Below are 25,249 nucleotides of genomic sequence, written 5' to 3' on the forward strand. Positions count from 1 at the left end.
GCGCTTCTTCATTCGGTGGGCGGAACAGGGCGCGATCACCGCGGGTGCGGACGTCGCAGCAGACGTTCTCACCGACATCTGGTTTCCGGCACTCACGCCGCCCACGACCGATGTTGCGGCGCCGCGATAGGTTGGCCCGATGCCACTCGACCTTCGAGCGATCCTCACCACCGTCGCTGCACTCCTGTCCGGGATACTCGCGGCGCTGGCCCTGACCAATCCCGTTCTTCGCGACTGGGCCATCGTGGCCTCCCCGTCGGAAGTAGATCGCTGGATCAGCAGCGGACCGACTGCTGTCGGACTCGGCGCCGTGATCGCCGTGCTTGCCTGCGCCCTCTCACAACGTCGCGGGTCCCGTCGGGCGGCGTGGATCGCGATCGCCGCCGGCGTCGCCGTCATCGCGATCGTTCGGGCAGTCGTACCCGAGGTTGCGTCACTGGACCTGCTGATCGCCTTGATCATCGTCAAAAGTGTTGCAGCCGGCACCATTCTGGGCTGCGTGGTTGCCGTCAGTTGGGACCGCACTGCCACGAAGAACGCGACACTCCTCGGCGTGCTCGCCACCTTCCTCGCGATCCGCACGTTCGCCGGTGGGACAGCCAGGATGACGACGTCTTCGGTGGGTGAGCCGTCGTGGTGGCTGATCGGCGCCACGGCCGCAGCAGCAATCGCCTGTGCAGTGACCGCGCAAGCCGGCTTCCGGATTCGCAAGCCGGACTCGGGTGAAATCCGCATCGCTCTCGTGGTGATCACCGCGCTGGCGATCGGGCATCGAGTGCTCGGCGCCGTGATCGACCGCCAGCAATACGCGTCTGAGGCGACCGCCTGGATCGTCATGGTTTTGGCGGCAGGCGCTGCGCTCGCCTTGACGTGGATCGCCGCTTACCGCCTCGGCGACGCCTCCGGTGCTGGTGGCAAGTTCCTCTGGGCGGCAACCGCACTGGCCGCTGCGTCGGCCCCGCTCTTCGTCGACATCGCGAAGGGTTCCGGCTACTGGGGAGACCTGAAGTCCCCTTGGGTACTGGTGCTTTTCGCGGCCCTGCCGGTCGCCGTCGGATTGAGACTGCACAAGCAGGTGCCAAACTTCGTGCCCATCGCCGTTCTCGTTGCGGTTCCACTGTCAGAACTACTGCCCTTCGACTCCGCGCACGGCGTCTGGTCAATCGCGCTGAAGATCGCCGCGCTGGGCCTCGCCGGCGGTTTACTGTTCGGTTCCCTTGCTCCCGGCAGCCTGGTCGACGCCACACTCGGACTCGCCATTCCCTTTGCCGCGATGACCTTCTCGTCGATCGCCATTCTCACCGATCAGCTCTCTTTCCCACCGATGATGACGTCGACATACATCCAAGGCCAGCTCGACATCGATGCGGTCTCTCCCCACGGCGACGGAGGATTATTCGGACGCGGCATCGGAATCACCGTCGACTACGTCACCGCTCAGACTGTCGGCACTGCAATCCTCTTCGCCCTGATCATCGGATTCTGTGGTGCGGCGATCCTTCGACGATCCCACCCACCCGTCGAGGTATCGGAACCCACCGAGACCGCCTGATCGGGACAGACCGATGACCATCGACCTCCGGTCATGCACCGGCGCCCTCGCGGCCTTTCTCTCGGGAATCCTTGCCGCCCTGGCGCTGACGAACCCAGCGCGAATGAGATGGCCTGTTACCGAACCGCAGTCGAAGATCGACCAATGGATCAGCAGCCAATCCACCAGCGTCGTGGTGGGTGCCATCGTCGCCGTAGGGGCCTGCGCGTATCTCCAGCACCGCCGTTCTCGCAGGCGTGCGTGGGCGTTTGTGTACACGGGCGTCGTCGTGTTGATTCTGATCAGATTCCTCGTCGCCGAAGAAGTCGGTCTTGATCTGCTGAGCGTTCTGGGTTTCGCCAAAACCATTGCAGCCGGACTCATCCTGGGCGGCACTGTCGCCGCATCGTGGGACAGCCGCCTCGGACGCAACCTGCTGATCATTGGCGCGGTGTCGACGTGGTTGGCCGCGCAATCGTCCACCGGCGATTTGATGCCCGTCAGCACGTCGTCCATCGGCGAACCTGCCTGGGCACTTCTGTTGCTGACCCTGATCTGCGCAGTGGCGTGCGCAGTGACAGACGACTCCGAATTGCGGATCAGCGAAAGCGAACCGGGCGTCGCCGCAGCCGCTCTGGCAGTTGTCACCGGCCTCGCTGTCACCCAACGGATTCTGAGTTCGGTCGTCGACCGGCAAGAGAACCCACCGACGTTTTCGGGTTGGCTGGTCATGGTCGCGTCCACCGTCGCCGTCCTCACCCTGACCTGGTTCTGTGTGAGGAGACTGGACACAACTTCAGGCAGTGGCGGATTCCTTTGGGCTGCAACCGCTGTTGGAGCCGCCGCCACGACGGTGTTCGCGGATCTGACCGACCGCTTCTTTCTCGACGGTGACCGAACCTCGCCGTTGGTGATCGCTGCCCTCGCGATCATCGCGGTCGTCTTCGGCTTGTCGCGTTCTCGACACCGGGATCGCACGATCGCAGGTCTGGCTCTGCTGGCTGCGATCCCGTTGTCGGAGTGGATCTTCGACGGCGAACACGAACTTGCTCTACTGCTCCGCATTGTCGCGCTGGGCGTCGGGTCGGGATTGCTGCTCGGATCCGTTCTGCCGTCGAATCCCGTCGCAGCGACGCTGGGGTTGACGATTCCTTTCACTGCCCTGGTCTTCATGTCGATCGGGCAGCACGAGATCGAGACAGTGTCGTCAACGTACGTTCAACACGATCCGCCCTCGACGTACGTCGAGTACAACTCTGAATTGCGAGCCTACGTCGACGCAACCGCGCCCGACGCAGCCTTCCGGGCCGACGCCGCGTTCGTTATCGTCGACGCAACTGAAGATCCGCCACGTTCCGACGCCGCGGCACTCCTGATGTCTGCAGTTGTCGTCGCCACCGGGATCGCGCTCCGCCGCCGCAGCCCCGTTGACACACCGTCACCGGACTGAGACCTCCTATTGCGGTGCAACTGGTACCGGATTGACTATTTTGGAGCAGTGCCCATCGCCCGCAGGACGCTGCTCGTCGCACTGAGTGGTGTGACGGCATTCGTCGTCACCGTCGTCGCTTTGGCACCGTTCGTGAACAGCCAGTCGACGTCGATTTCGACGGGCGACCGATTCTGGTCCATCTCGACCATCGGCGCCGGCGTCTTGGCTGTGGTCGCGGTCGGGACAGCCGCGATGATGGCCCGTTGCCGATTGCGGACCGCGGCCATGACGGTCTTCGGCGGCCTCCTACTCGAACTGCCCGGGCTCTACGATCACAACTTCGAGGCACTCTCGCCCGTCGGTGCGGGAGTCGCTGTCGGCGCGGTGACGGTTGCTGCCGCTCCCCGGGTTCGAGCTGCCTCGGTCGCGGGAACGATTGTGGCTGTGCATGTCTCGGATTCACTCCTGGACGAAGACGCAATTCCTCGGCGGTACGCGGACTACATCGCCGACAACACCAACCAGTTTCAACCACCGGTGTTGGGGGCAACACTTCTCGCGCTCGCTTTGGCCGCCGCCTGCGTCGCCGCGTTCTGGTTCCACGATTTCGACAAGGACCACCCCAAGGAACGGATGGCCGTTCGGCCGGTGACTATCGCGGCGGTGCTCACTCTCTTCGGGGTCGCGGCAAATTGGTGGTTCGAGATCACCACCGTCACGGCGGCCGTACCCCTTCTACTCGTCGCGCTCGTAATCACGGTGATCTGCGCGCGGGTGCTGGGCGACGGCGGTCGAATCCTGCTGATGTGTACCGCCGCCGTCGCAACTCTGGCGGCGGTTTCGGCGAACCGTCCCGCAACCGAAGCCATGGAATGGTCGAAAACCCCCGCCTCGACCGCCGTCGTGATCGGCGTCGTCATCGTCGCCGCGGCAGCAATCGGCGCGATCGCTCCCTCGCGGGTCGTCGGCTACGGATTGCTCCTGACGGTAACGGTCGCCGGGATCGTCAGCTACGCCACGTCGCCGTCGCCGAAGATCGGTGACGTTCTCACGATCAGCGATCTTCTTGTCGCCTTCACCTCTGCGGTCGTCACGTACGCGATCGCCAGCGCGATGTACCGAGAGCCACCGCGGACCGGAGCGTCACGAGCCCTCGTCGGACTCGGTGTCATCTTCGGCCCGACGGCGCTGGCCCTGCTCGTCTATCCGCAGTTCGACTACGGATGGACGGCGTACACGCCGCTCGACGAGAACAAGCCGTTCAACGGCATCACGACGGTCGGCCCGTTCGAAATCTCGACCGACATCCTGATACTCGACGCCGTGGCACTGATCATCGTGGCCGTCTGCGCCTATGCAAGTCTGCGCTTGGGGCGAGTCAATCGATCCGGACCTCCGCCGATCAGTCGATCAGATCCATCGACGCCAGGCGATGGAACACTTTGAGCGATCCCGGCGCCACCTCGTCCATCGCTGCGTACTCGGCGAGCGTGAAATAGCGGAACTCGGCGATCTCGCTGGTCGGGTGCGGGTCTCCGGCCATCTCCGCCAGATAACAACTCATGTGCAGTCCCGTGTCCGCGGAATGTCCGAAAGCGTGAGCCTCGAAGACGTCGAGGAACGTGACCGTCCCGTCGACCAGATCGACGTCGAGTTCCTCCCGAATTTCGCGGTGCAGTGCCTGCTCGGGCGTCTCACCCGGGTCGATCTTTCCGCCGGCCATGTAGAACGCGGTCTTGCCCACGGACCGGGTCTGGATCAGCTTGCGGTCACGAATGTGCGCAAGGGCGGCGGTACGGATGATCGTGGTGGGAGTCGACGAATTCACGTCGTCCAACCTACGTGTATCAGCGAGTGCCGATGATGTCCGAATCGACTCGCTGCACATCGAAACTGCCACGCCCGGTAATATGTACGCAAAGACAACCTCTCCGACTAGGTGAATTGTCTCGTTAATCCGATAGGTTCGATTTTGTTCGGACACCCCGCCGCCCGCTGACAACACGACGGAGTGCCTTTTGCTCGCTATCTTGCTTGCCCATGCCGTTGCCGCCCTCTTGGCTCCGCTTGTGGTGCGCAGGTTAGGGCGAAACGGCTTCTTCCCCCTCGCGATAGTCCCCCTCGCCAGCCTCGGCTGGGTCATCGACAAATGGGGCACCGTCGAGACGCTGCACATCACCTGGGTTCCCGGCCTGTCGATGGACATCGACTTCAGGTTCGACGCGCTTTCCGCCATCATGGCCGTGCTCGTCCTGGGCGTCGGCACGCTGATCCTGATCTACTGCGCCCGCTACTTCAACGACGACGAACCTCGACTCGGCATCTTCGCCGCCGAGATGGTCGCCTTCGCGGGTGCCATGTTCGGACTCGTGACCAGCGACAACATGCTGCTTCTCTACGTGTTCTGGGAACTGACGACGGTATTGTCGTTCCTGCTCGTGGGTCACTACGCCGAACGCGCCACCAGTCGCCGCGCCGCGACCCAGGCACTGCTGGTCACCACCGCCGGTGGTCTGGCGATGTTGGTCGGCATGATCATCCTCGGCCAGGTCGGCGGCAGCTACAACCTGTCCGAACTGGTCGCGAACCCGCCGACGGGGTGGCTCCCGTCCGTCGCGATCGTCTTGATCCTGATCGGTGCGCTCTCCAAATCGGCAATCGTGCCCCTGCACTTCTGGCTGCCAGGTGCGATGGCCGCGCCCACCCCTGTCAGCGGTTATCTTCACGCGGCAGCAATGGTCAAGGCCGGTATCTACCTCGTCGCGCGCCTGGCTCCCGGGTACGCCGATTCGCCGCCGTGGCGCATCACCATCATCAGTTTGGGTCTGCTGTCGATGATCCTCGCCGGTTGGCGAGCCATGCGCGCGTACGACCTCAAACTCGTCCTCGCCTTCGGAACCGTCAGCCAACTCGGCTTCATGATGGTCCTGGTCGGCATCGGCACGCGTGACGCCGCCTTGGCCGGCATGACGATGGTCGTGGCGCACGCGATGTTCAAGGCCGCACTCTTCATGGTCGTTGGCATCATCGATCACACCACCGGCACCCGTGACCTGCGCAAACTTGCTCACCTGGGTAAAGCGGCACCCGCTCTCGCGATCATCGCGAGCCTCGCTGCCGCCAGCATGGCCGGTCTACCACCGCTACTCGGATTCGTCGGCAAGGAAGCCGCACTCGAATCAGTTCTCGAAACGAACGCGCTCGGCCACTGGTCGTCGATCGCCGTCGTCACGGTGATCGTGTTGGGCTCGATCCTGACCGTCGGCTACAGCGTCCGCTTCATCTGGGGAGCCTTCGGGCGCAAGACCTTGAGCAAGCCGAGTCCGGCCGTGAGCAAGATGCACAAGCCGGGTTGGCTGTTCCTGTTCGCGCCCGGCCTACTCGCGGTTCTCGGTCTGGCCGCCGGCATTCTCTCGCCCCAACTCGAGAAGCTGCTGACGCCGTACTCGACCACGCTGGCCCCCGGACCTCACGCCGACTACCACCTCGCGCTGTGGCATGGATTCAACACTCCGCTGCTGCTCACCTGCATCGTCATCGCCGGCGGCATCGCGCTCTACATCGCGCAGCGTCAGATCAGCCGCCTGCATTTCGAGCACCCGCCGCTCGGCAACGCCGACCGTATCTACGACGCGACCCTGCGCGGCATGGACACCATCTCGATGCGCCTGACCGGTGCCACTCAGCGTGGTTCGCTCCCCCGCACGCAGTCGACGATTCTCGCGACACTGGTCGTGGTGCCACTGTTCCTGCTGATCATCGACACCGATGGCGGCGGAGTCGACCTTCGGATGTGGGATTCACCCATCCAGTTCACTATCGCGCTGATGATGATTTCGGCCGCCATCGCCGCGACGCTGATGCGCAACCGACTCGCCAGTGTCATCCTCGTCGGACTCACCGGCTACGGCTGCGGCGTGTTGTTCGCGCTGCACGGCGCACCCGACCTCGCGCTGACCCAGTTCCTCGTCGAAACCTTGACCCTCGTGATCTTCGTGCTGGTACTGCGGAAGTTCCCCGCAGAGGTCGACGAGAGCAAGGCAATCGGCTTCAAGTGGCCGCGTGCCGCACTCGCCGTCGCCGTCGGTATCACCGTCACCACCATCGCGGCCTTCGCCACCAATGCGAGAAACACTCGTCCGATCTACGAACTGCTTCCCGACGCGGCCTACGACCTGGGCAACGGCAAGAACGTCGTCAACGTCCTACTCGTCGACATCCGCGCATGGGACACGCTCGGTGAGATCTCGGTGCTGCTGGTCGCGGCAACCGGCGTCGCCAGCCTCGTGTTCCGCAACCGCCGCTTCGGTATCGCGCCGCGAGTCGCGGACGCCCCCTCCGTCATCGTCGACAAGGCAGCCGCCAACTCGGACACGACGTGGTTGCGCGGCGGAGACCTCATCGATCCTCGACACCGTTCGCTGGTTCTCGAGGTCACCACGAGGTTGATCTTCCCGACCATCATGGTGTTGTCGATCTACTTCTTCTTCTCCGGTCACAATGCCCCCGGCGGCGGTTTCGCCGGAGGCCTGACGGCGGGCCTCGCCCTCGTGCTGCGTTACCTCGCCGGTGGCCGCTACGAACTCGGTGAAGCCGTACCCATCGACGCGGGCAAGATTCTCGGCCTCGGTTTGGCGCTGGCCGCGGGCACCGCCCTGGTGTCGCTGTTCCTCGGCGCTCCGGCGCTCTCGTCGGCTGTCTTCGAGTTCACGCTCCCACTCATCGGCCACGTCAAACTGGTCACCGCACTGTTCTTCGACCTGGGCGTCTACCTCATCGTGGTCGGCCTGGTCCTGGACGTACTCCGAAGTCTCGGCGCCCGCCTCGACGCAGAAATCGAGGTGAAAGCACCATGAGCGCAAATATCGGAATGCTGATCCTGATCGGCGTCCTCACGTCGGCCGGTGTCTACCTGCTGATCGAACGAAGCATCACCCGGATGCTCCTCGGACTGCTCCTGTTCGGCAACGCCATCAACCTCTTGATCCTCACTGTTGGTGGATCGGACGGGAATCCGCCCATCGTCGGCCGAGATTCGGTCCACGAGGAGATAGCGGATCCGCTCGCCCAGGGCATGATCCTGACGGCCATCGTGATCACGATGGGTATCGCCGGCTTCGTTCTGGCACTGGCGTACCGGTCTTACAAGATCAACACCGCCGACGCCGTCGAGGACGATCCCGAGGACACCAAGATCCTCAAGCGTCGCCTGCCTGCCGACGCTCCCGACCACGACCGCTCCGACGACCCGGTCACCGGTGCCCCGAGCATCGGCGGTGACGCATTCGACAAGGACGGCAACCCTATTCCCCTCGAACAACTGGTCAACCTCGAGGACATCGAATGCTACGACGACCTCCACGACGGCGACTTCGAGGACGAACCGGTACCCGACTGGGCCACCGACCTTGCTCGTAAGAAGGAATCCGAGAAGCGGCGCAAAGACGCTCGCCAGACCAAGATCGAGGGAGGTGGCGGCGCATGACCATCTCGGACAACCTGATGGGAGCCCTTGCGCCCCTGCCCGTCCTGATCCCGATGCTGGCCGCAGCTGCGACGCTGGTTGTCGGCCGACGTCCGCGTTTCCAGCGTGTCATCACACTGATCGCGCTCATCGGCGTCGTCGCGGTGTCTGGCTTGCTGCTCTACCTCGCCGACCGCGACGGTACGACGGCCGTTCAGGTCGGCGGCTGGGACTCCCCCATCGGCATCACACTCGTCGTCGACCGTCTCTCGGCGATGATGCTCGTGGTCTCGTCGGTGGTGTTGCTCGCCGTCATGATCTACGCGATCGGTCAGGGTATTCGCGACGGCAGCGAGGCCCAGCCGGTCTCGATCTTCCTGCCGACCTATCTCGCATTGACCGCCGGTATCTCGAACGCGTTCCTCGCCGGTGACCTCTTCAACCTGTACGTCGGATTCGAGGTTCTGCTCGCCGCGAGTTTCGTGCTCCTGACGCTCGGTGCCAGCGCCGACCGCGTTCGGGCCGGTGTCTCGTACGTGATGGTCTCGATGGTGTCTTCGCTGATCTTCCTGGCGGGCATCGCCTTCGCCTATGCGGCGACCGGCACCCTCAACATGGCCGACATGGCCCTGCGCTTCGACAACATTCCGCCGGGCACACGAACCGCCATCTTCGCTGTCCTGCTCGTGGCGTTCGGCATCAAGGCTGCGGTCTTCCCGCTGTCGGCGTGGCTACCGGACTCGTATCCGACCGCGCCCGCACCGATCACCGCCGTCTTCGCCGGGTTGCTCACCAAGGTCGGTGTGTACGCGATCATCCGCGCGCACTCGTTGCTGTTCCCGCAAGGAGAACTCGACAACGTACTGATGGTGTGCGGCCTGCTCACGATGGTGGTCGGCATCATGGGTGCCATCGCGCAGAGCGACATCAAACGTCTGCTCTCGTTCACACTGGTCAGCCATATCGGTTACATGATCTTCGGTATCGCACTGTCCACGACGTCCGGGCTGTCCGGCGCGATCTACTACGTCGCCCACCACATCATCGTGCAGACGACGCTCTTCCTCGTCGTGGGTCTGATCGAACGACAAGCCGGGTCGTCGTCGCTGCGCCGACTCGGCGGTCTGGCGGCGGCCAGCCCGATCCTCGCGATCGTCTTCCTGATCCCGGCACTGAATCTCGGTGGTATCCCGCCGTTCTCGGGCTTCATCGGCAAGGTCGCGCTCCTGCAGGCCGGTGCGGCCGACGCCAGCGCGCTGGCCTGGATCCTCGTCGCCGGCGGCACGATCACCAGCTTGCTGACGCTCTACGCGGTCGCCCGCGTGTGGACCAAGGCCTTCTGGCGAGCCCGCGCCGACGCGCCCGAAGGTGACCTCGCCGACGTCAGCCCGTCAGCACTGATCGACGAGTCCGAAGAGGACATCGCGTTCGTCGACCGCGAGGACGTCGGCAAGATTCCGGTCTTCATGCTGATTCCGACGGTCGGACTCGTCATCGTCGGCCTGGCACTGACGGTGTTCGCAGGCCGGATCATCGACATCAGCGACAGAGCGGCGAAGGATCTGCAAGACCGGTCCATCTACATCGACGCGGTTCTCGGCAACCACCGACCCGTGCCGGTCGACGAAGCTCCCGTCGCTGCAGACGACCCTGCTGTAGCTCCCAGTACCGATGCCCCGAACAGCGACGTCCCGAACACCGATGTCCCGAACACCGAGGAGGCTCCGCGATGAAACGCGAACAGGTACTCCGCGTCGGGATCCTGCTGTGGCTGATGGTCGTATGGATCCTGTTGTGGGGCAACATCAGTTTCGGCAACATCTTCGGCGGACTCGCCGTCGGCCTGATCATCATGGTCCTGCTTCCCCTCCCTCGCGTACCGGTCGAGGGTCGGGTACATCTGCTGTCGATTCTGCGTCTGCTGTGGATGATCGTGTACTACGCGATCCAGTCGAGTATCCAGGTCGCGTGGCTGGCGATCCGTCCGTCGCCGCCGCCGGTCACCGGAGTTCTGCGGTACCAACTCGGGATCAAGTCCGACCTGGTTCTCACGCTGTGCATCGACGTACTGAACCTGATCCCGGGCACCATGGTTCTCGAGATCGACCAGAACCGGCGCATCGTCTACGTCCACGTGCTCGACGTCGGCTCGCAGAAAGCCGTCAGCGCGTTCTACCGCTCGGTGGAGGATCTCGAGCGGTTGTTCATCGCGTCGTTCGAACGTGATTCGGACTGGCAACCCAGCCCGTGGCACCAGCGCGACTACGAATTCGATGCACCCCGGCAGGAGGACCAACCATGAACGGGTTCATCACCACGATCTTGATCATTTCCGGAGTGATTCTGCTGATCGCCGCCGTACTGACCACGTTCCGATTGCTCGACGGTCCGAGCTCACTCGACCGCCTCGTCGCTCTGGACACGATCATCGCGGTCTCGATGTGTGGACTCGCCGTCTGGGCCGCGTACAGCAAAGACACCACGATCGTTCCCGCGATCGTGGCGCTGGCACTGGTCGGCTTCATCGGTTCCGTGTCAGTCGCGCGCTTCCGGGTGAGTGACCAGTGATCGGCAACATCCTCGACACGATCGGGGCCATCTCCATCTTCCTCGGCGCGCTGCTCGCGCTGACCGCCGCAGTGGGAATCGTTCGCTTCCCCGACACTCTGCGTCGTATGCACGCGGCCACGAAACCTCAGGTGGTCGGACTGATCCTGGTGCTGATGGGCGCCGTGTTCCTGCTTCGTGGGAGCGTCGACATCTGGATGTTGGTCCTGGTGGGCATCTTCACGCTGCTGACCGCGCCCGTGATCGCGCACAGCGTCGGCCGAGTCGCCTACCGCGAACAGCGCGAAGAGGACGACCTCATGAAGATCAACGAGCTGGAAGACCCGGACTCTCTCCTGTAGCGGCATCCCACTCGCCGTCGCGCTCGCCCCACACCGCAAGTGCAGTGCCGGGGCGGGCGAAGAAGGTGGCGAAGTACGCGACCGACATGAGAACCAGGACAGCCATCAGCAGCGGCCCGAAGATCGCCGGGTACTCGGCCATCTGCACCGCAGCGAACCGGTACGAGAGCAACAACCCCGCGAGTAGTGCCGAGCCACCGATCAACAGACGCACTCGGAACCACCCCCAGCCTCGCTCAGGATCCCGTAGCGCCGCATCGAGGGTCAAGCACAGGACGGCACCGGCAATGAGGTCGACGCCGTAGTGGAATCCGAAACCGAGCGTCGCGGTCAGGGTCGCAACGAGCCAGAACGATCCCAGGCTGCGAATCCACCACGGCCCGCTGCGCGAGTGGATGAACAATGCGACCGCCCACGCGGTGTGCAGGCTCGGCATGCAGTTTCGCGGTGCGGCGTCGTCGAACGGCAGCGACGACGGTGATGCGAAGTCGAAGTTGGGCACGATGTTCGGCCAGTAGTCACCGATCTGGAATCCGAACCCACGCGGACCGAAGGCGAACACCGGGCCGACCACCGGGAACAGGACGTAGAAGATCGGGCCGATCAGCCCGATGAGCAGGAACGTGCGCAGCAGGTGATGCGACGGCCATCCCTTACGTACTTGATAGAGAGCAACCACGATCACCGCGACCGGCAGTTCGACGTAGATCCAGTCGAGGGCTGCTGCACCGACGGGGCCCATGGCGTCGACGATCTGGCCCATCACCCACGACGGATTCCCGAGAGCCTGGTCGGCGAGCAACACGTACTCGTCCCACACGTCGGTGCCGACGAGAATGGTGATCTCCAGCCACGTCTCGGCAACCTTGGCCGCGATGATGAGCAACGCGCCGAGAGCGACGCCGTGCAGAACGCTGAGTCGACGCTCGCCGGACAACTTCCACACCGCGTACACCGCGATGGCTGTCAGTACCCAGGTGCCGCCGGTGCCCATAGTCAGCGGCCCACCCGAGAACCAGCGAATAGCGCCGACGACCACGTCGATGACAACGGCCGCGGATACCGCGTAGATGCGTTCTTTGTTGTTCAGTCCAACCAGCGCGAGAGCGAGACCCACCCAGGGCATGGTCGCCGAGCGAGGAACGAGGAAGTAGTCACCGAACAGGCTTTCCACCGGACCGAGATAGCCCTTGTACGACGCGAACGCCTGCACACCCAGGACCAGCACGGTCAATGCTGCTGTGCCGATCAGAAGGAGTCGATGAGAACTCGACCACGAACGATCCGACTGTCCGGGTACGCCCCCTCGTTGGGACCAACTGTCTATCAACACCGGACAATAGTAAACGCCGTGTGAACCGAATATGGACGCAGACTGGACAATCGGTCTGTATGCCCGTATTTCGACCCTACGAAACCATCGGCAACACGGAGTGCTCTAAGTACCCAACTCCGCGACCAATGCGTCGACTACCGCAACCAGATCGCCGCCCGTCGCTTCCGCGACACGGCGTTGACGCTGGTAGGAGGCACCGCGACGGGGAATGTCCGCCACCGACGCCAACTCGTCCGCGCAGCCGAGTGAGACCGCTATCGGCGCCAAGTCGTCGAGCAGGCGATCCAGATCGTCAGTGACGAGGCACTCGTTTGCGTCGGAATCGAGGATGATCTCGGCGTCCAGTCCGTATCTCGCTGCGCGCCACTTGTTTTCCTTGACGTGCCACGGCTGCATGTTCGGCAGAGTCTCACCGGCACTCAGTCTGCGGTCCAGATCGACGATGAGGCAGTGGACCAGAGCAACGAGAGCACCCAGTTCAGCGCGTGTCGAGACGCCGTCGAACACCCGGACCTCGATGGTTCCCCACTTCGGCGCGGGACGGATGTCCCAGTGCATGCCACCGATCTTGGTGATCACACCGGTCTTCATCTGGTCGTCGATGAACGACTCGTATTCGGCCCAGTTCTCGAACTGGTACGGAAGGCCCGCGGTTGGCAGCTGCTGGAACATCAACGCGCGATTGGACGCATAGCCGGTGTCCACACCGGCCCACATCGGCGAGGACGCCGACAGCGCCAACAGGTGCGGATAGCGCTGCAGCAGTGCGTTGATGATCGGGAAAACGCGATCCGCGGACGAGACACCCACGTGAACGTGCACGCCCCAGATCAGCATCTGCCGACCCCACCACTGCGTGCGTTCGATGAGTTCGTCGTAGTCGGGTGTCCGGGTGACCAGCTGCGTCGACCATTGCGCGAACGGGTGCGTGCCCGCGCTGATGAGGTCGACGCCGAGCGGATTCGCAGCGCGGCGAAGCAGATCCAGTGACCTGTCGAGATCACTCATCGCCTCGCCGACCGTCGAGTGAATACCCGTGACGAGTTCGACGGTATTTCGCAGTAGTTCCTTGGTGATGTGCGGGGTTTCCGAGCCGGCAAGCTCTTCGACCGCCGAAAACACCTCGGCTGCTGTGTTGGAGAGATCTCTGGTCTTGCGATCGACCAGCGCAATCTCCCACTCCACGCCCAGCGTCGGGCGCGGCGAACCTGGAAATGGAACTACCACGCAGAGAATCCAATCACAGTGTCGGTAAAAACACCGTGCTGGCTACTGCGTGGTAGTCGCCGGAAGTGATGCAAAACTCAGGTGAGTTTGTCAGCTCTTGGTGATGACACCGCAAGCGACGCGTCCGCCGGCGTCACCGGTGTCGAGGGTCTGCTGATCCGGTGCCGGCGCGTAACGCGTCGGGATGTTGCCGAAGTTGTCCGCACCGGCGTGGATCATGACGGATGTTCCACCGTTTGCGACCAGTTCGTCGACGGTGAACGCGTCGGTTGTGGTGACCAGCGTGGCGGTGCCGTCTTCGAGGACCTGAACCGAAGTGAGGTCACCGCTCGCCGGGTGGCCCGTGTGACCCTCGGCCTGGAAGTGTCCGCCTGCCGAGAGGAAGTTACCCGGCTCTCCGCCGCTGGGAGCTACGGAATTGGTCTCGCACTTGGCGACCTGGTGAACGTGGAATCCGTGGAAGCCGGGGGTCAGGCCCTTGGCGTCGAGGGTGACCTTGACGTCGCTACCTTCCTGCGCGAACGTGACCGTTCCGACCTTGGCGCCGTCGGTGCCGTTCAGCGTTGCGGTGACAGTCTCGGCAGAAGCGCCGGCGTGAGCCGTCTCGGAACCGTGGCCGCCCGCGCTTTCGTGCGCGCTGGGATCGGCTGCACCGGTCCACACCGGAGGAGTCGTGCCGGGGACGCTGCTGGGCTCTTCGCTGTTACTGCAAGCGGTCAAGCCGAAAGCGGCAATCGCGACTACAGGGGCAACGACGCGCCAGGACATACGCCGGGTGCTGCTGGGGGCCATCGAACCGCTCCTTTGAGGTGGCGAGAAAGTGCTTCTGATCATAACGGCGCGTGTAGTAGCTGGAACCGACGGGTCAGTTCCACCTTCACGACCGGTCAGTTGGAGGTCACGATCACGATCACGCCAGGTGACGCGTTCGCGATGCCGGCGAATCGAGGTTCTGCGGTGACTCCGAGTTCAGCTGCGATCTTCTGCGCCGCTGCCTTCTCCGCCGCGGACGATCCGTAGTACACCGTCGTCGTACTGACGGTGCCCTCGCTGTAGTTACCCGTCTCCTCGACGTTCCAACCTGCAGCCGTCAATTCCTCGGCAGTGCCTGCTGCCAGACCGGAGACGGTGCTGTTGTTGAGAACTCGAACGCTGATATTCGACGTGTCGACGCCGCTCGCGGAGCTGGAAGTCGTGGTCGTCGCAGTTCCCGAGGGACGCGACGTAGTGGTGGTATCGCCCGAAGCGGGTTGCGTCGTCGCTGCCGGCTTGGAAGTGGCAGATGCCGGTGCGGTGGCGCTCGTCGTGGCAGACGCCGAGGATTCGGTCTGCTCTGCTGCGGTGTTCTCGTCGCCCGATCCACCGTCGCTCGATCCACCCAGTGAGGCTGCTCCGAGACCGATGAACACGATCGCCAACGCGATCAACACCATGGCGATTGCGCGAAGCGGAGGTCCGGACGGCTGCTCTTTCGGGGTACTCACGATGTCGACCTTATCGCCAGTGTGTGGACAGCCCGATCATATGTACGCGTGATTCAGGTGACCTCGAAGCCGAGGCGACGGGCGGCCCTGGCCTTCTGACGGCTGGCACGCAGACGACGCAGGCGCTTGACCAGCATGGGATCAGCCGCCAAGGATTCGGGGCGATCGACCAAGGCATTGAGAACCTGGTAGTAGCGGGTTGCCGACATGTCGAACAACTCCTTGATGGCTTCTTCCTTCGCACCGGCGTACTTCCACCACTGGCGCTCGAAGGAGAGGATGTCGTGCTCCCGGCGGGTGAGGCCGTCTTCGCCCACCTCGTGCATGCCTGCTGTATCTACTACCGAATCGTCGGCGCCAGTGCCTTCGGACTGGTTCCGACTACGCGCGGTTGCGCCGTCCATGTCACTCCTCGACTGCTGTGCTCGGCGTCAGCGAGACTCGTATGCCCGGTGTTCTTTTCCGACCGATATTCTCGCGGCCGTGAGTTTCCCGGTCCCCTGGCCCGAAGGTAACTCACAATTTCCCCCGCGGCCCACGTTCCGACCGAGCAACGAATTACATCGCTGTTCTTCAGCAACCATTGAACCATGATCGAGTGTGCGGGCCGTGATAACTACGCGGGCGCGCCGCACTATCCTTGTCCGCATGGCTATCCTCCCCATCCGAATCGTCGGCGACCCGGTACTGCACAAGGCGACAGAGCCGGTCACTCAGTCCCCGGCCGAGATCGCCGAACTGATCGCAGACATGTACGAGACGATGGACGCCGCCAACGGCGTCGGTCTGGCGGCCAATCAGGTCGGCGTTTCACTCCGAGTCTTCGTCTACGACTGCCCCGGTGACGACCGCAGCAGCGAGCGTCGTCGCGGCGTCGTCGTGAACCCGGTACTCGAGACGTCCGAAATCCCCCAGACGATGCCCGACCCGGAAGAAGACTTCGAGGGTTGCCTTTCCGTTCCCGGCGAGCAGTTCCCGACGGGCCGCGCCGATTGGGCGAAGGTCACCGGCACCGACGCCGACGGCAACCCGATCGAGGTCGAGGGCACCGGATTCTTCGCACGGATGCTCCAGCACGAGACCGGGCATCTCGACGGTTTCCTCTACACGGACGTGCTGATCGGCCGCAACGCGCGCGCCGCCAAGAAGATCATCAAGCGTTCCGGTTGGGGCAAGCCCGGTCTGACCTGGACGCCGGGCACCGTCGACGATCCGTTCGGTCACGACGACGACGATTACGAAGACTGAGAATTCCGCTCTGAACGGCAACATTTCGATCGGTAGCCGGGTGGTTTTGCGATACAAGCTCCCACCCGGCTATTCGCATCCCATGACCGACGTCATCGGCATCCTCGAGGGCGCCGATCCCATCGCCGTCCGCAGCGGCGACGGTCGGCTGGTCCAGGTCTCCGCCGATCAGGTGATTGCACTCAAGACTCTCTCGGCCCGTCCGATTCGCATCGGCGAGATTCGAAACCTCGAAACTGCTGCTGCTGCGGCGTGGCCGGGGGTCGAGCAGGCGTGGATCGACGGTTGGTTGCTGCGCGCCGGTCACGGTTTCACCGGCCGCGCCAATTCGGCTTTGCCGCTCGGTGGTGCGGGGACGGTTGCCGGCTTCGACGCGAGCACTCTCGAACGGATACGCCAGTGGTTCGGTGACCGCGGCCTGCCGACCCTGCTGCTCCTCCCCGATCGACTCGGCACCGCTCCGGACGGGTGGACCAGCGAGAAGGAAACCATCGTGATGGCCGCCGATCTGGGCAATGTCACGCTGCCGCTCGGTCCTCCGGTCACCTCGTTCGCCGACCGCCCCGACCACAACTGGCTGTCGACGTACGACGCCCACGGAGATCCGGCGTACGTCGAGGCGGTCCTCACGGCTGTCGTGGGCAGTGCAACTTTCGGCGCGATCGGAAACACCGACACGACGCTTGCCATCGGGCGCGCTGCGCTCACCGAGGCACCCGATGGCAAGCGCTGGGTAGGACTGACCGGCATTCACGTCGCCCCTGAACACCGTCGTCACGGAATCGGGTCGCTGATCTGCGGAGATCTACTCTCCTGGGGTCTCCAGAACGGCGCGACGCACGCGTACCTCCAGGTTTCGGCGGAGAACTCCGCGGCGATCGCGCTCTACGAGCGGCTCGGATTCGTCGAACACCACCGCTACCGATACGCCACCGATCCTGTCGGCGGCTGACGCTAGGCTTGCCCTCGTGCGCATCGCTACTTGGAACGTCAACTCCGTCCGTGCCCGTACCGACAGGATCATCGACTGGCTCGGTCGATCCGACGTCGACGTCCTGGCAATGCAGGAAACCAAGTGCAAGGACGAGCAGTTTCCGTACGAACGCTTCAAGGAAATCGGCTACGAGGTCGCCCACGTCGGGTTGAGCCAGTGGAACGGTGTCGCCATCGCTTCGCGCGTCGGCCTGGACGACGTGCAGATCGGCTTCGAGGATCAGCCCGGGTTCGACAAGGATCCCGAAGCAGACCCGGTCCGCGAGGCACGTGCGATCGGTGCCACCTGCGGCGGTGTGCGGGTGTGGAGCCTGTACGTCCCCAACGGCCGTGAGCTGGAAGACCCGCATTACGCCTACAAGCTGGATTGGCTGGCGAAGCTGCGCGACGACGCGGAGGGCTGGCTCAAGCAGGATCCCGACGCGCAGATCGCACTGGTCGGTGACTGGAACGTCGCTCCTACGGACGACGACGTGTGGGATCCCGCTTTCTTCGAGGGCAAGACCCACACGTCGGAGCCGGAACGAGCTGCGTTCACCGCCTTCACCGAGTCCGGGTTCGCGGACGTCGTTCGCCCGTACACCCCCGGCCCCGGTGTGTACACGTACTGGGACTACACGCAGCTTCGCTTCCCGAAGAAGCAGGGCATGCGAATCGACTTCATCCTCGGCTCTCCGGCATTCGCAGCGCGCGTCGAGGCGGCCGAGATCGATCGAAACGAGCGAAAAGGCAAGGGCGCCAGCGATCACGCTCCGGTGATCGTGAATCTCGGGTAATCGTAAAGCTCGGAGCCTGATCGCCTGTTTGCAACCTTCGGCGGCTAGTCCTCGACGAGCAGTTCCAGATACTCGGGATGCTCGCCGAGGTACCGCTGAACATAGGTGCACACAGGCCGCACCGACCATTCACGTTCACGGGCGCAGTCCATCGCGAACTGCACGAGTACGGCTGCCAGTCCCTGCCCGCCGTACTCCTCCTTGACGACGGTATGCATGTACGCAACCACGTCGCCCGCTTCGGCTCCGCTCCCCGAAATCTCGTCCTCGTCGCGGTATCCGAGGATGCCGACCAACTCGTCGTCGGAGAGCAGTTCGAATCGTTCGTGCGACGGATTGTCCACGAGCGTGACTTCCGGTGAGGTTCCGGTTCTCGAGTTTTCGATGTCGTTCATTGCGGCGACCTCCACGGCACGATCTGCAACTGCGCGATCTGCGACTGCTGCGTTCGCACGCTCTCCATAACTGTGATCCATGCCACTCATAGAATCAGCTACCGACGACGCTGTCCCGGGTTCGACCAATTTTTGCACCGCGAACGACTCCACCGCAATCGCAGTGAAACGCTTTTTCGGGGTTGAGATAGAGTCGCCCGGTGCCGCTGTGACAGCGGGCACAAATTTCATACAACCACCACGGGGGCTCGCACCAGCGGGCTGAGAGGACGGCTAGGGCCGTCGACCGGATGAACCTGACCGGATAATGCCGGCGTAGGGAGCGCACCATGCAGGAGAAGTCTGTCCGTACGGCTGTTCACGCGACTGTCCACACCGCTGTGACAACCGGCCCGATCGAGGGCAGTAGCAAGCATTACGTCGAATCGGATTCTCTCCGGATCCCACTTCGACGCGTCACTCTCACCAATGGTGAGCATCTGGACCTGTACGACACGTCAGGTCCTTACACCGACACGGACGCCGACATCGACCTCGATGCAGGGCTCCCGAAGACCAGGGACACCTGGGAACGCCCGGAAAGCAATCGGACGCAATTGGAATGCGCCCGAGACGGTGTGGTCACCCCGGAGATGCGCTATTGCGCTGCACGCGAGGGCGTTTCAGCCGAACTGGTGCGTTCCGAGGTGGCTCGCGGGCGGGCGGTAATTCCCGCGAACCATCACCACGGCGAGCTGGAGCCGATGATCATCGGCAAGAAGTTCGCCGTCAAGATCAACGCGAATATCGGGAACTCGGCCGTAACCTCCTCTGTTGCAGAGGAAGTCGAAAAGATGGTGTGGGCGATCCGCTGGGGCGCCGACACCATCATGGACCTGTCCACCGGCAAGGACATCCACCTGACCCGTGAATGGATTCTGCGCAACTCACCCGTACCGGTCGGCACGGTACCGATCTACCAGGCACTCGAGAAAGTCAACGGAGATCCCACCGCTCTGACATGGGAAATCTACCGCGACACGGTAATCGAGCAGTGCGAGCAGGGCGTCGACTACATGACCGTGCATGCCGGTGTAAGAATCGGTTACATCGCTCTGACTGCTGGTCGCGTCACGGGAATCGTCTCGCGCGGCGGCGCGATCATGGCCGCGTGGTGCATGCACCACAGGCAGGAATCGTTCCTCTACACCCACTTCGACGAACTGTGCGAGATCTTGCGCCGATACGACGTCACGTTCTCCCTCGGTGACGGGCTTCGACCGGGATCGATCGCCGACGCCAACGACGCCGCCCAATTCGCGGAGCTTCGCACTCTGGGAGAACTCACGCAGATTGCGAAATCCGCAGGAGTCCAGGTCATGATCGAGGGCCCCGGACACGTTCCCATGGACAAGATCGAGGAAAACGTCCGTCTGGAAGAAGAGCTCTGCGACGAGGCACCGTTCTACACCCTCGGACCGCTCGCTACCGATATCGCGCCGGCGTACGACCACATCACCTCCGCCATCGGTGCGGCGATGATCGCACGGGCGGGAACGGCGATGCTCTGTTACGTCACACCCAAGGAACACCTCGGCCTGCCCAACCGAGACGACGTGAAAACCGGTGTGATCACCTACAAGATCGCTGCCCATGCAGCAGACCTGGCAAAAGGGCACCCGAATGCACAGGCCCGCGACGACGCACTGTCCAAGGCGCGCTTCGAATTTCGCTGGTTGGACCAGTTCGCTTTGTCACTCGACCCGGACACCGCCAGGGAGTTCCACGACGAGACACTGCCGGCCGAGCCCGCCAAGACCGCACATTTCTGCTCGATGTGCGGGCCGAAGTTCTGCTCGATGCGGATCTCGGCGGACGTACGTCAGTACGCGGAAATCCTGGAAGCGGAAATCCCGGAAACCGAGTCCATCCGGACCGAGCTGCCGTTTCCCCAGGTCCGGTCGGTAGGCTCGTCGTCGTGAAGCTGCTGCCCCTGACCCCCGCCGGACAGACCCCGATTCGGGCATTGACCATCGCCGGAACCGACTCCGGCGGCGGAGCCGGCATTCAAGCCGATTCCCGCACAATGGCGATGTGCGGAGTACACGCCTGTGTGGCCGTCGCCGCTGTGACGGTCCAGAATTCGGTGGGCGTCAGCGGATTCCACGAGATCCCGCCGGAGATCGTCGCCGACCAGGTGCGCGTCGTGGTCTCGGACATCGGCGTCGGCGCAGCGAAGACGGGAATGCTGGCCTCGACGACGATCATCGAAGCGGTAGCCGCAGTTGCCGCCGAGGTGGGGATCGGCCGCGACCGACCGATCCCGCTGGTGGTCGACCCCGTGTGCGCGTCGATGCATGGCGATCCGCTGTTGCACGAAGAAGCTCTCGACGCGGTCCGCAACACCTTGATCCCGGCTGCCACGGTGGTCACTCCGAACCTCGACGAGGTTCGGTTGATCACCGGCATCGAGGTCGTCGACGACAAGAGCGCCCGCCAAGCGGCAGAAGCATTGCATGCGCTCGGCGCTCAATGGTCCATCGTCAAGGGCGGCCACCTTCGTACTTCGGAGTTGTCCACCGATCTGTTGTTCGACGGCGACCGTTTCCTCGAATTCAGCAGTGCCCGGATCGACACCGGCAACGATCACGGCGGCGGAGACACGCTGGCCGCTGCGATCACTTGCGCTCTCGCACATGGCTATTCCGTTCCGGACGCGGTGGCGTTCGGCAAAGAGTGGGTGACCAAGTGTCTCGAGGCGTCGTACGACCTCGGCGCAGGACATGGTCCGGTGTCCCCGCTCTGGCGGCTCCAGGTTTAGTGCGCTAGTTCCGGCGCACGCGCCAGATTCCCAGGTCGACGGGAACTCCGTTGGGCGTGGTCGCGAAAAACCCTCGCCGCCACGGACGGATCGTGAGATCAAGATCCTCCAGGGTGCCGGCTTCGAGTTCCTCGAGAGTTGTCGCCGACATCATGACGTTGCCGTCGCCGCCCAAGCCCATCATCCGGGCGGCGATGGTCACGTCGACGCCGAGCCAGTCGTCGCCGATCTGGCGGGGGGTACCCGTGTGGAGGCCGACGCGCATGCGTGGGGTGTATCCGTCGAGGTCGACTTCCGCGAGTGCGTCCTGCGCGGTGAACACCGCCTTCAAAGCCGCATCCGGGCGAATGAACACGGCCATCAGACCGTCGCCCATCCGTTTGACGACGTGTCCGCCGTTGTCGGTGATCGGGGTTTCCACGGCCTGCGCCACGGCACGCAGGAGCGTCAGCGTGGCGCCGTCACCGGCTTCGAGTGACCAGGTGGAGAAGCCAACCAGATCGGTGAAGACGATGGTCAGTTCTTGATCACCGCGGCCGCGGCCCATCTTTTCCAGCGCCGCCTGCCACACCTGCAGTGCTCCGAGGCTCACTTCGCGAGTGGCTGCCGGCTTCTGATCGAGCAATCTGTCAGCGACGCGGGCCACGGCACGAGCACCGCCAGGACCTGCCAGCGAGAGCGGGTCTCCGAACCCGGGATCACCGGGTAGTGCCCGCCTCAGCCGTCGTAGCGCGTCGATGAGCTGCTGCCGACGGTTCAGTTCTGCCGCAGAGTTCAAGACGACGTCGACGACGCCTCGAACCGAGGAGGAAGGAGCACCTGTCGTGTCGGTGCCCTCCGGGGACAGATCAGCCATAACTCAAGCGTAACTCAGAGTTACAGACAGTGTGCTGCCGCCGTTCTCGCACAGTGGCCTCCTGGTCGCTCGCACAGTCGATCATTCGGTCAGTCGATCATTCGGTTCTGGCCTGCGTTCGAGCATCGCCGACGGGAACTCCGTTCGGGCCGCTCAAATCCTGGGCATACGTCGCAACTCCGAAGGCTACTGCAGAAGCGTTGGCAGCGAGCGCTTCGCGATCGATGTTCGCGAGGTTGTCCTGGGCACTGTGGTAGTTCGGGTCGAAGGTCTCCTCCGCTTCGCCGCCCCACTTCTCGGCCTGAGCCGGCGTCTTGCGTTCGTCCGCGCCGCTGAACACTCCGCCCGCCGGGATTCCGATCTCGATGAATGGGCCGTAGTCGGAACGCCCGTCGAAGTCCGTTCCGTCCGCCGCAATCCCTCGCCCGGCGAGAAAATCGACGAAGGTGCGCTCGATGCCCGCCGACCCCTCGGGCCCTGGCCCCTCCCCGACGGCATCCGAGTTGTCACCGTCGTAAGCCAGGTATCCGGCATTGGGCGAACCGAGCATGTCGAAATTCAGATACAGGGCGATGTCGGCCCGTTCCTGATCGCTCAGACCTTCCACGTAGCGGGTGGAGCCGACCAATCCCACTTCTTCCGCTCCCCAGAAAGCGAAACGCACGGCATTCTCGATGCTCGGTGAGCTTCCCATCTGCAGCGCGGTTTCCAGCACGGCTGCGGTGCCGCTTCCGTTGTCGTTGATTCCGGGACCTTCCGGCACGCTGTCCAGGTGGGCGCCCACGACAACCACGTTGTCGGTCGCGCCGGTCTTGGTCTGTGCAATCACGTTGCGCGACTTCGTCGTTTCCGTCGACGTGTCGAGAATCAGCGTGAGGTCTCCGGGCGCTACGGCAAGAGCCTCGCCCGACGCCTTGCTCACCCCGCCGGTCGGGATGCGGGCGTCTTCGGGTTCACCCAAGGTTGCCCCGCCCAGCATCGCGTCCTCATTGTTGGCAACCAACAGCGCTGCCGCGCCGCGGTCAGCGGCGATCTTCTGCTTGTCGCCGAACGGGCACACTCCGCGGGTGACCAGCACGATTGCACCGTTCACGTCGCGGCCGTCGTAGTCGGTGGCCTCGCACCCTGGTGTCTCGTCGGCGGGAATCACCACCAGACGCGCCGTGATTCCGGTCGGTCCCGTGGAGGGGGAATATGTCAACGCCCGCACCGGAACATCGGAGCCGTCAGTAGCTTTCAGGGATTCGGTGCCGGGATCGAAGGAGCTGAAGTCGAATTCCGGGGTACTGACGTCGAAGCCCTTGTCTTCGAGCAGGTTTGCCACGTAGTCGACACTGGCGTCGTAGCCGGGGGTTCCGGCCGATCGATTGCCGTCGTTGTTACCGGCGATCTTCTCGAGTTGCTCCAGATGCCCGGTCACGGCGTCGACCGTGACGGTCTCGGAGAATGCCACCGGGTCTGCCGGGACGGCTGCTTCACTTCCTGACGACGAGCATCCACTCACCACGAGTGCTCCAGCCATTCCGACCACAACCACACCGAAGAGTCTCATCTTCGGAGGATATCGGCCGAAGCACAGGAAAGGGACCCAGTACGAATGGTTTTTCGTACTGGGTCCCTACTCTGCTGTCACTCCTCGTTCTCGGTAGGTCTCCCGACAACACCTACCGAGGGAGCGACAAGATCAGGCGTCGCGACGATTCACGATGACAATACTTGCTCCGAAAATCACCAGAACGAAGGCCGCGAAGTAGATCAGGCTGCCCCAGGGTCCCCAGTGGAAATCAAGGCTTCCGCCGCCAGGGCTGAGGAAGTGGTTTGCGTTCGCGAACGGCAGGAACGGGGTGATCTTCTCGCCGACACTGCCGAACAGTCCGAACAGGCTCTCGATGAGTAGCGGCCAGAGCAGGAGCAACGCAATAGCGCCCGCCGACTGGCGGATGATCGATCCGACGCCGACAGCAAGAATCACGCAGAGGAAGGCGTACACCGGGATGCCGTAAATCGCACGCCAGTCATCGCCGGTCGACAGGGTCAGGCCCGTGCTGGCCTCGGTACCGGCCATGGCTTTGGCCACCGCGTAGGACCCGAAGGCGAGGACAAACGTCAGCACCGCGCCGAAGGCACCGATGAGGCCGGCTTTGGCGATGAGAACCGAGGCACGGTTCGGAACTGCCTGGAAGGTGGTGCGGATGGTCCCGAAGCGGTACTCACTGGTGACCGCGAGGGCCGCCATGATCATGAGAACCATGATTCCGAAACCCGAGATGCCGGCCGTGGCAACGGCGGTGTCGAGGTCCGGTGCTCCCTGGACGTCGGAGGACGTCAGAGCCGACTTGGCAACCGCGCCCATGATGGCCGCGAAGCCGAGAGCGAGCACGACGATGATGACCGAGCACCAGAGCGGCGACTTGGTCGTGGTGATCTTGATACGTTCAGCACTGAGAACAGCCATTACAGTGCACCTCCCATAGCCTGCTGTGTGTTTGCCTGCTGTGTGTTTGCCTGCTGTGTACTTGCATGGTGTGCACCAGCACCCGGATCGATACCGGACGCGTGGTACTGGACATCGTCTCCGGTCAACTTCATGAACGCATCCTCGAGCGACCCCTGCTGGGACGCCAACTCGAACAACACGATTCCCTGCGAACCAGCCAGACCGCCGATCACGTCAGTGGTCGAATCCACGACCACCAACGCCGGCGCAACACCGGAACCGTCCTCACGCACCGTCAACCCCTGCGAGAGCAACACACTGCGCAACGCATCGAGCTGAGGACTACGCACCCGCACCGTCG

24 protein-coding genes, 2 pseudogenes and 1 riboswitch are annotated in these 25,249 nt (G+C 63.6%); of the genes and pseudogenes, 15 read left to right on the forward strand and 11 right to left on the reverse strand.

Annotated elements, in window-relative coordinates:
• The 4 genes and pseudogenes from ABX74_RS06680 to ABX74_RS06695 all read left to right on the forward strand — a co-directional run.
• Positions 1–130 (forward strand): annotated as a pseudogene (locus tag ABX74_RS06680) (TetR family transcriptional regulator); the annotation flags it as partial.
• 9 nt (positions 131–139) lie between these two features.
• On the forward strand, positions 140–1,552 hold the full coding sequence (locus ABX74_RS06685; protein WP_047888465.1) for a hypothetical protein: 1,413 nt from the start codon (positions 140–142) through the stop codon (positions 1,550–1,552).
• Between the two features lie 13 nt (positions 1,553–1,565).
• Positions 1,566–2,981 carry a hypothetical protein gene (locus ABX74_RS06690; RefSeq protein ID WP_047888466.1) on the forward strand — a complete coding sequence of 472 codons (1,416 nt, stop codon included), beginning with the start codon at positions 1,566–1,568 and terminating at the stop codon, positions 2,979–2,981.
• Between the two features lie 48 nt (positions 2,982–3,029).
• On the forward strand, positions 3,030–4,409 hold the full coding sequence (locus ABX74_RS06695) for a hypothetical protein (protein ID WP_223257848.1): 1,380 nt from the start codon (positions 3,030–3,032) through the stop codon (positions 4,407–4,409).
• Here the strand turns inward: ABX74_RS06695 and ABX74_RS06700 are convergent.
• Positions 4,366–4,791: an NUDIX hydrolase gene (locus tag ABX74_RS06700; protein ID WP_007730102.1), complete on the reverse strand. Its 426-nt coding sequence runs from the start codon at positions 4,789–4,791 to the stop codon at positions 4,366–4,368. The two genes, ABX74_RS06695 and ABX74_RS06700, sit on opposite strands and share 44 nt — an antisense overlap.
• A gap of 190 nt (positions 4,792–4,981) precedes the next feature.
• Here ABX74_RS06700 and ABX74_RS06705 point away from each other — a divergent pair, with 190 nt between their 5' ends.
• Genes ABX74_RS06705 through mnhG form a run of 6 tightly spaced genes read left to right on the forward strand, consistent with a single transcriptional unit; the run spans position 4,982 to position 11,336 of the window.
• Positions 4,982–7,819: a Na+/H+ antiporter subunit A gene (locus ABX74_RS06705; protein WP_019744494.1), complete on the forward strand. Its 2,838-nt coding sequence runs from the start codon at positions 4,982–4,984 to the stop codon at positions 7,817–7,819.
• Entirely contained in the window at positions 7,816–8,448 is a 633-nt protein-coding gene (locus ABX74_RS06710) for a Na(+)/H(+) antiporter subunit C (protein WP_019744495.1), read from the forward strand. Before ABX74_RS06705 ends, ABX74_RS06710 begins: the two co-directional genes overlap by 4 nt.
• The gene (locus ABX74_RS06715; protein ID WP_047888467.1) at positions 8,445–10,160 is read left to right on the forward strand and encodes a Na+/H+ antiporter subunit D; all 1,716 of its coding nucleotides are present in this window, start codon (positions 8,445–8,447) and stop codon (positions 10,158–10,160) included. The genes ABX74_RS06710 and ABX74_RS06715 overlap by 4 nt, the downstream gene beginning before the upstream one ends.
• Positions 10,157–10,729: a Na+/H+ antiporter subunit E gene (locus ABX74_RS06720; protein ID WP_003945063.1), complete on the forward strand. Its 573-nt coding sequence runs from the start codon at positions 10,157–10,159 to the stop codon at positions 10,727–10,729. The genes ABX74_RS06715 and ABX74_RS06720 overlap by 4 nt, the downstream gene beginning before the upstream one ends.
• Positions 10,726–10,995 carry a monovalent cation/H+ antiporter complex subunit F gene (locus tag ABX74_RS06725; RefSeq protein WP_003945061.1) on the forward strand — a complete coding sequence of 90 codons (270 nt, stop codon included), beginning with the start codon at positions 10,726–10,728 and terminating at the stop codon, positions 10,993–10,995. Before ABX74_RS06720 ends, ABX74_RS06725 begins: the two co-directional genes overlap by 4 nt.
• Complete coding sequence (gene mnhG, locus ABX74_RS06730) at positions 10,992–11,336, forward strand: monovalent cation/H(+) antiporter subunit G (RefSeq protein ID WP_003945045.1); 345 nt, start codon at positions 10,992–10,994, stop codon at positions 11,334–11,336. The genes ABX74_RS06725 and mnhG overlap by 4 nt, the downstream gene beginning before the upstream one ends.
• Here mnhG and ABX74_RS06735 read toward each other — a convergent pair.
• The 5 genes from ABX74_RS06735 to ABX74_RS06755 all read right to left on the reverse strand — a co-directional run bounded on the left by ABX74_RS06735 (position 11,302) and on the right by ABX74_RS06755 (position 15,787).
• Positions 11,302–12,669, reverse strand: a complete 1,368-nt coding sequence (locus tag ABX74_RS06735; RefSeq protein ID WP_047888468.1) for a phosphatase PAP2 family protein — start codon at positions 12,667–12,669, stop codon at positions 11,302–11,304. The genes mnhG and ABX74_RS06735 overlap by 35 nt on opposite strands.
• Positions 12,670–12,774: 105 nt before the next feature.
• The gene (locus tag ABX74_RS06740) at positions 12,775–13,899 is read right to left on the reverse strand and encodes a glutamate--cysteine ligase (RefSeq protein WP_003945034.1); all 1,125 of its coding nucleotides are present in this window, start codon (positions 13,897–13,899) and stop codon (positions 12,775–12,777) included.
• 90 nt (positions 13,900–13,989) lie between these two features.
• Positions 13,990–14,691: a superoxide dismutase[Cu-Zn] gene (sodC, locus tag ABX74_RS06745; RefSeq protein ID WP_007730117.1), complete on the reverse strand. Its 702-nt coding sequence runs from the start codon at positions 14,689–14,691 to the stop codon at positions 13,990–13,992.
• A gap of 95 nt (positions 14,692–14,786) precedes the next feature.
• On the reverse strand, positions 14,787–15,383 hold the full coding sequence (locus ABX74_RS06750; RefSeq protein WP_021333972.1) for a LytR C-terminal domain-containing protein: 597 nt from the start codon (positions 15,381–15,383) through the stop codon (positions 14,787–14,789).
• Between the two features lie 53 nt (positions 15,384–15,436).
• The gene (locus ABX74_RS06755; protein ID WP_007730120.1) at positions 15,437–15,787 is read right to left on the reverse strand and encodes a DUF3263 domain-containing protein; all 351 of its coding nucleotides are present in this window, start codon (positions 15,785–15,787) and stop codon (positions 15,437–15,439) included.
• Positions 15,788–16,031: 244 nt separating this feature from the next.
• Here ABX74_RS06755 and ABX74_RS06760 point away from each other — a divergent pair, with 244 nt between their 5' ends.
• The 3 genes from ABX74_RS06760 to ABX74_RS06770 are packed head-to-tail and all read left to right on the forward strand — an operon-like array spanning position 16,032 to position 18,400.
• Positions 16,032–16,631: a peptide deformylase gene (locus ABX74_RS06760; protein WP_019744501.1), complete on the forward strand. Its 600-nt coding sequence runs from the start codon at positions 16,032–16,034 to the stop codon at positions 16,629–16,631.
• A 40-nt stretch (positions 16,632–16,671) separates the two neighbouring features.
• On the forward strand, positions 16,672–17,583 hold the full coding sequence (locus tag ABX74_RS06765; protein ID WP_080945638.1) for a GNAT family N-acetyltransferase: 912 nt from the start codon (positions 16,672–16,674) through the stop codon (positions 17,581–17,583).
• Positions 17,584–17,599: 16 nt separating this feature from the next.
• The gene (locus ABX74_RS06770; RefSeq protein WP_003945060.1) at positions 17,600–18,400 is read left to right on the forward strand and encodes an exodeoxyribonuclease III; all 801 of its coding nucleotides are present in this window, start codon (positions 17,600–17,602) and stop codon (positions 18,398–18,400) included.
• A 44-nt stretch (positions 18,401–18,444) separates the two neighbouring features.
• Here ABX74_RS06770 and ABX74_RS06775 read toward each other — a convergent pair whose 3' ends face one another.
• Positions 18,445–18,876: a GNAT family N-acetyltransferase gene (locus ABX74_RS06775; RefSeq protein ID WP_223257849.1), complete on the reverse strand. Its 432-nt coding sequence runs from the start codon at positions 18,874–18,876 to the stop codon at positions 18,445–18,447.
• 149 nt (positions 18,877–19,025) lie between these two features.
• Positions 19,026–19,134, forward strand: a riboswitch (TPP riboswitch).
• Here ABX74_RS06775 and thiC point away from each other — a divergent pair.
• Both thiC and thiD read left to right on the forward strand, forming a co-directional pair.
• Positions 19,125–20,756, forward strand: a complete 1,632-nt coding sequence (gene thiC / locus ABX74_RS06780; protein WP_047888469.1) for a phosphomethylpyrimidine synthase ThiC — start codon at positions 19,125–19,127, stop codon at positions 20,754–20,756. (Overlaps the previous riboswitch by 10 nt.)
• Entirely contained in the window at positions 20,753–21,595 is an 843-nt protein-coding gene (thiD, locus tag ABX74_RS06785) for a bifunctional hydroxymethylpyrimidine kinase/phosphomethylpyrimidine kinase (RefSeq protein ID WP_003945044.1), read from the forward strand. Before thiC ends, thiD begins: the two co-directional genes overlap by 4 nt.
• A gap of 4 nt (positions 21,596–21,599) precedes the next feature.
• On the opposite strand, the gene ABX74_RS06790 is transcribed toward thiD, so the two are convergent.
• The 4 genes and pseudogenes from ABX74_RS06790 to ABX74_RS06805 form a co-directional block, all read right to left on the reverse strand.
• Positions 21,600–22,451 carry an adenylate/guanylate cyclase domain-containing protein gene (locus ABX74_RS06790; RefSeq protein ID WP_019744506.1) on the reverse strand — a complete coding sequence of 284 codons (852 nt, stop codon included), beginning with the start codon at positions 22,449–22,451 and terminating at the stop codon, positions 21,600–21,602.
• A 97-nt stretch (positions 22,452–22,548) separates the two neighbouring features.
• Complete coding sequence (locus ABX74_RS06795; protein ID WP_030537966.1) at positions 22,549–24,003, reverse strand: M20/M25/M40 family metallo-hydrolase; 1,455 nt, start codon at positions 24,001–24,003, stop codon at positions 22,549–22,551.
• Between the two features lie 132 nt (positions 24,004–24,135).
• On the reverse strand, positions 24,136–24,906 hold the full coding sequence (locus tag ABX74_RS06800; RefSeq protein ID WP_019744508.1) for an ABC transporter permease: 771 nt from the start codon (positions 24,904–24,906) through the stop codon (positions 24,136–24,138).
• A pseudogene (locus tag ABX74_RS06805) lies at positions 24,906–25,249 on the reverse strand (ABC transporter ATP-binding protein); the annotation flags it as partial. The gene ABX74_RS06800 and the pseudogene ABX74_RS06805, both read right to left, overlap by 1 nt.

The organism is Rhodococcus sp. ARP2 (genome assembly GCF_001029585.1).
In the GTDB taxonomy this organism is placed as follows: domain Bacteria; phylum Actinomycetota; class Actinomycetes; order Mycobacteriales; family Mycobacteriaceae; genus Rhodococcus_F; species Rhodococcus_F erythropolis.

Coding starts and splice junctions, on each gene's coding strand:
- ABX74_RS06685 (WP_047888465.1), top strand. CDS start 140: ATGCCACTCGACCTTCGAGCGATCCTCACCACCGTCGCTGCACTCCTG.
- ABX74_RS06690 (WP_047888466.1), top strand. CDS start 1,566: ATGACCATCGACCTCCGGTCATGCACCGGCGCCCTCGCGGCCTTTCTC.
- ABX74_RS06710 (WP_019744495.1), top strand. CDS start 7,816: ATGAGCGCAAATATCGGAATGCTGATCCTGATCGGCGTCCTCACGTCG.
- ABX74_RS06715 (WP_047888467.1), top strand. CDS start 8,445: ATGACCATCTCGGACAACCTGATGGGAGCCCTTGCGCCCCTGCCCGTC.
- ABX74_RS06720 (WP_003945063.1), top strand. CDS start 10,157: ATGAAACGCGAACAGGTACTCCGCGTCGGGATCCTGCTGTGGCTGATG.
- ABX74_RS06725 (WP_003945061.1), top strand. CDS start 10,726: ATGAACGGGTTCATCACCACGATCTTGATCATTTCCGGAGTGATTCTG.
- sodC (WP_007730117.1), bottom strand. CDS start 14,691: ATGGCCCCCAGCAGCACCCGGCGTATGTCCTGGCGCGTCGTTGCCCCT.
- ABX74_RS06755 (WP_007730120.1), bottom strand. CDS start 15,787: ATGGACGGCGCAACCGCGCGTAGTCGGAACCAGTCCGAAGGCACTGGC.
- ABX74_RS06760 (WP_019744501.1), top strand. CDS start 16,032: ATGGCTATCCTCCCCATCCGAATCGTCGGCGACCCGGTACTGCACAAG.
- ABX74_RS06775 (WP_223257849.1), bottom strand. CDS start 18,876: ATGGATCACAGTTATGGAGAGCGTGCGAACGCAGCAGTCGCAGATCGC.
- thiC (WP_047888469.1), top strand. CDS start 19,125: ATGCAGGAGAAGTCTGTCCGTACGGCTGTTCACGCGACTGTCCACACC.
- ABX74_RS06790 (WP_019744506.1), bottom strand. CDS start 22,451: ATGGCTGATCTGTCCCCGGAGGGCACCGACACGACAGGTGCTCCTTCC.
- ABX74_RS06795 (WP_030537966.1), bottom strand. CDS start 24,003: ATGAGACTCTTCGGTGTGGTTGTGGTCGGAATGGCTGGAGCACTCGTG.
- ABX74_RS06800 (WP_019744508.1), bottom strand. CDS start 24,906: ATGGCTGTTCTCAGTGCTGAACGTATCAAGATCACCACGACCAAGTCG.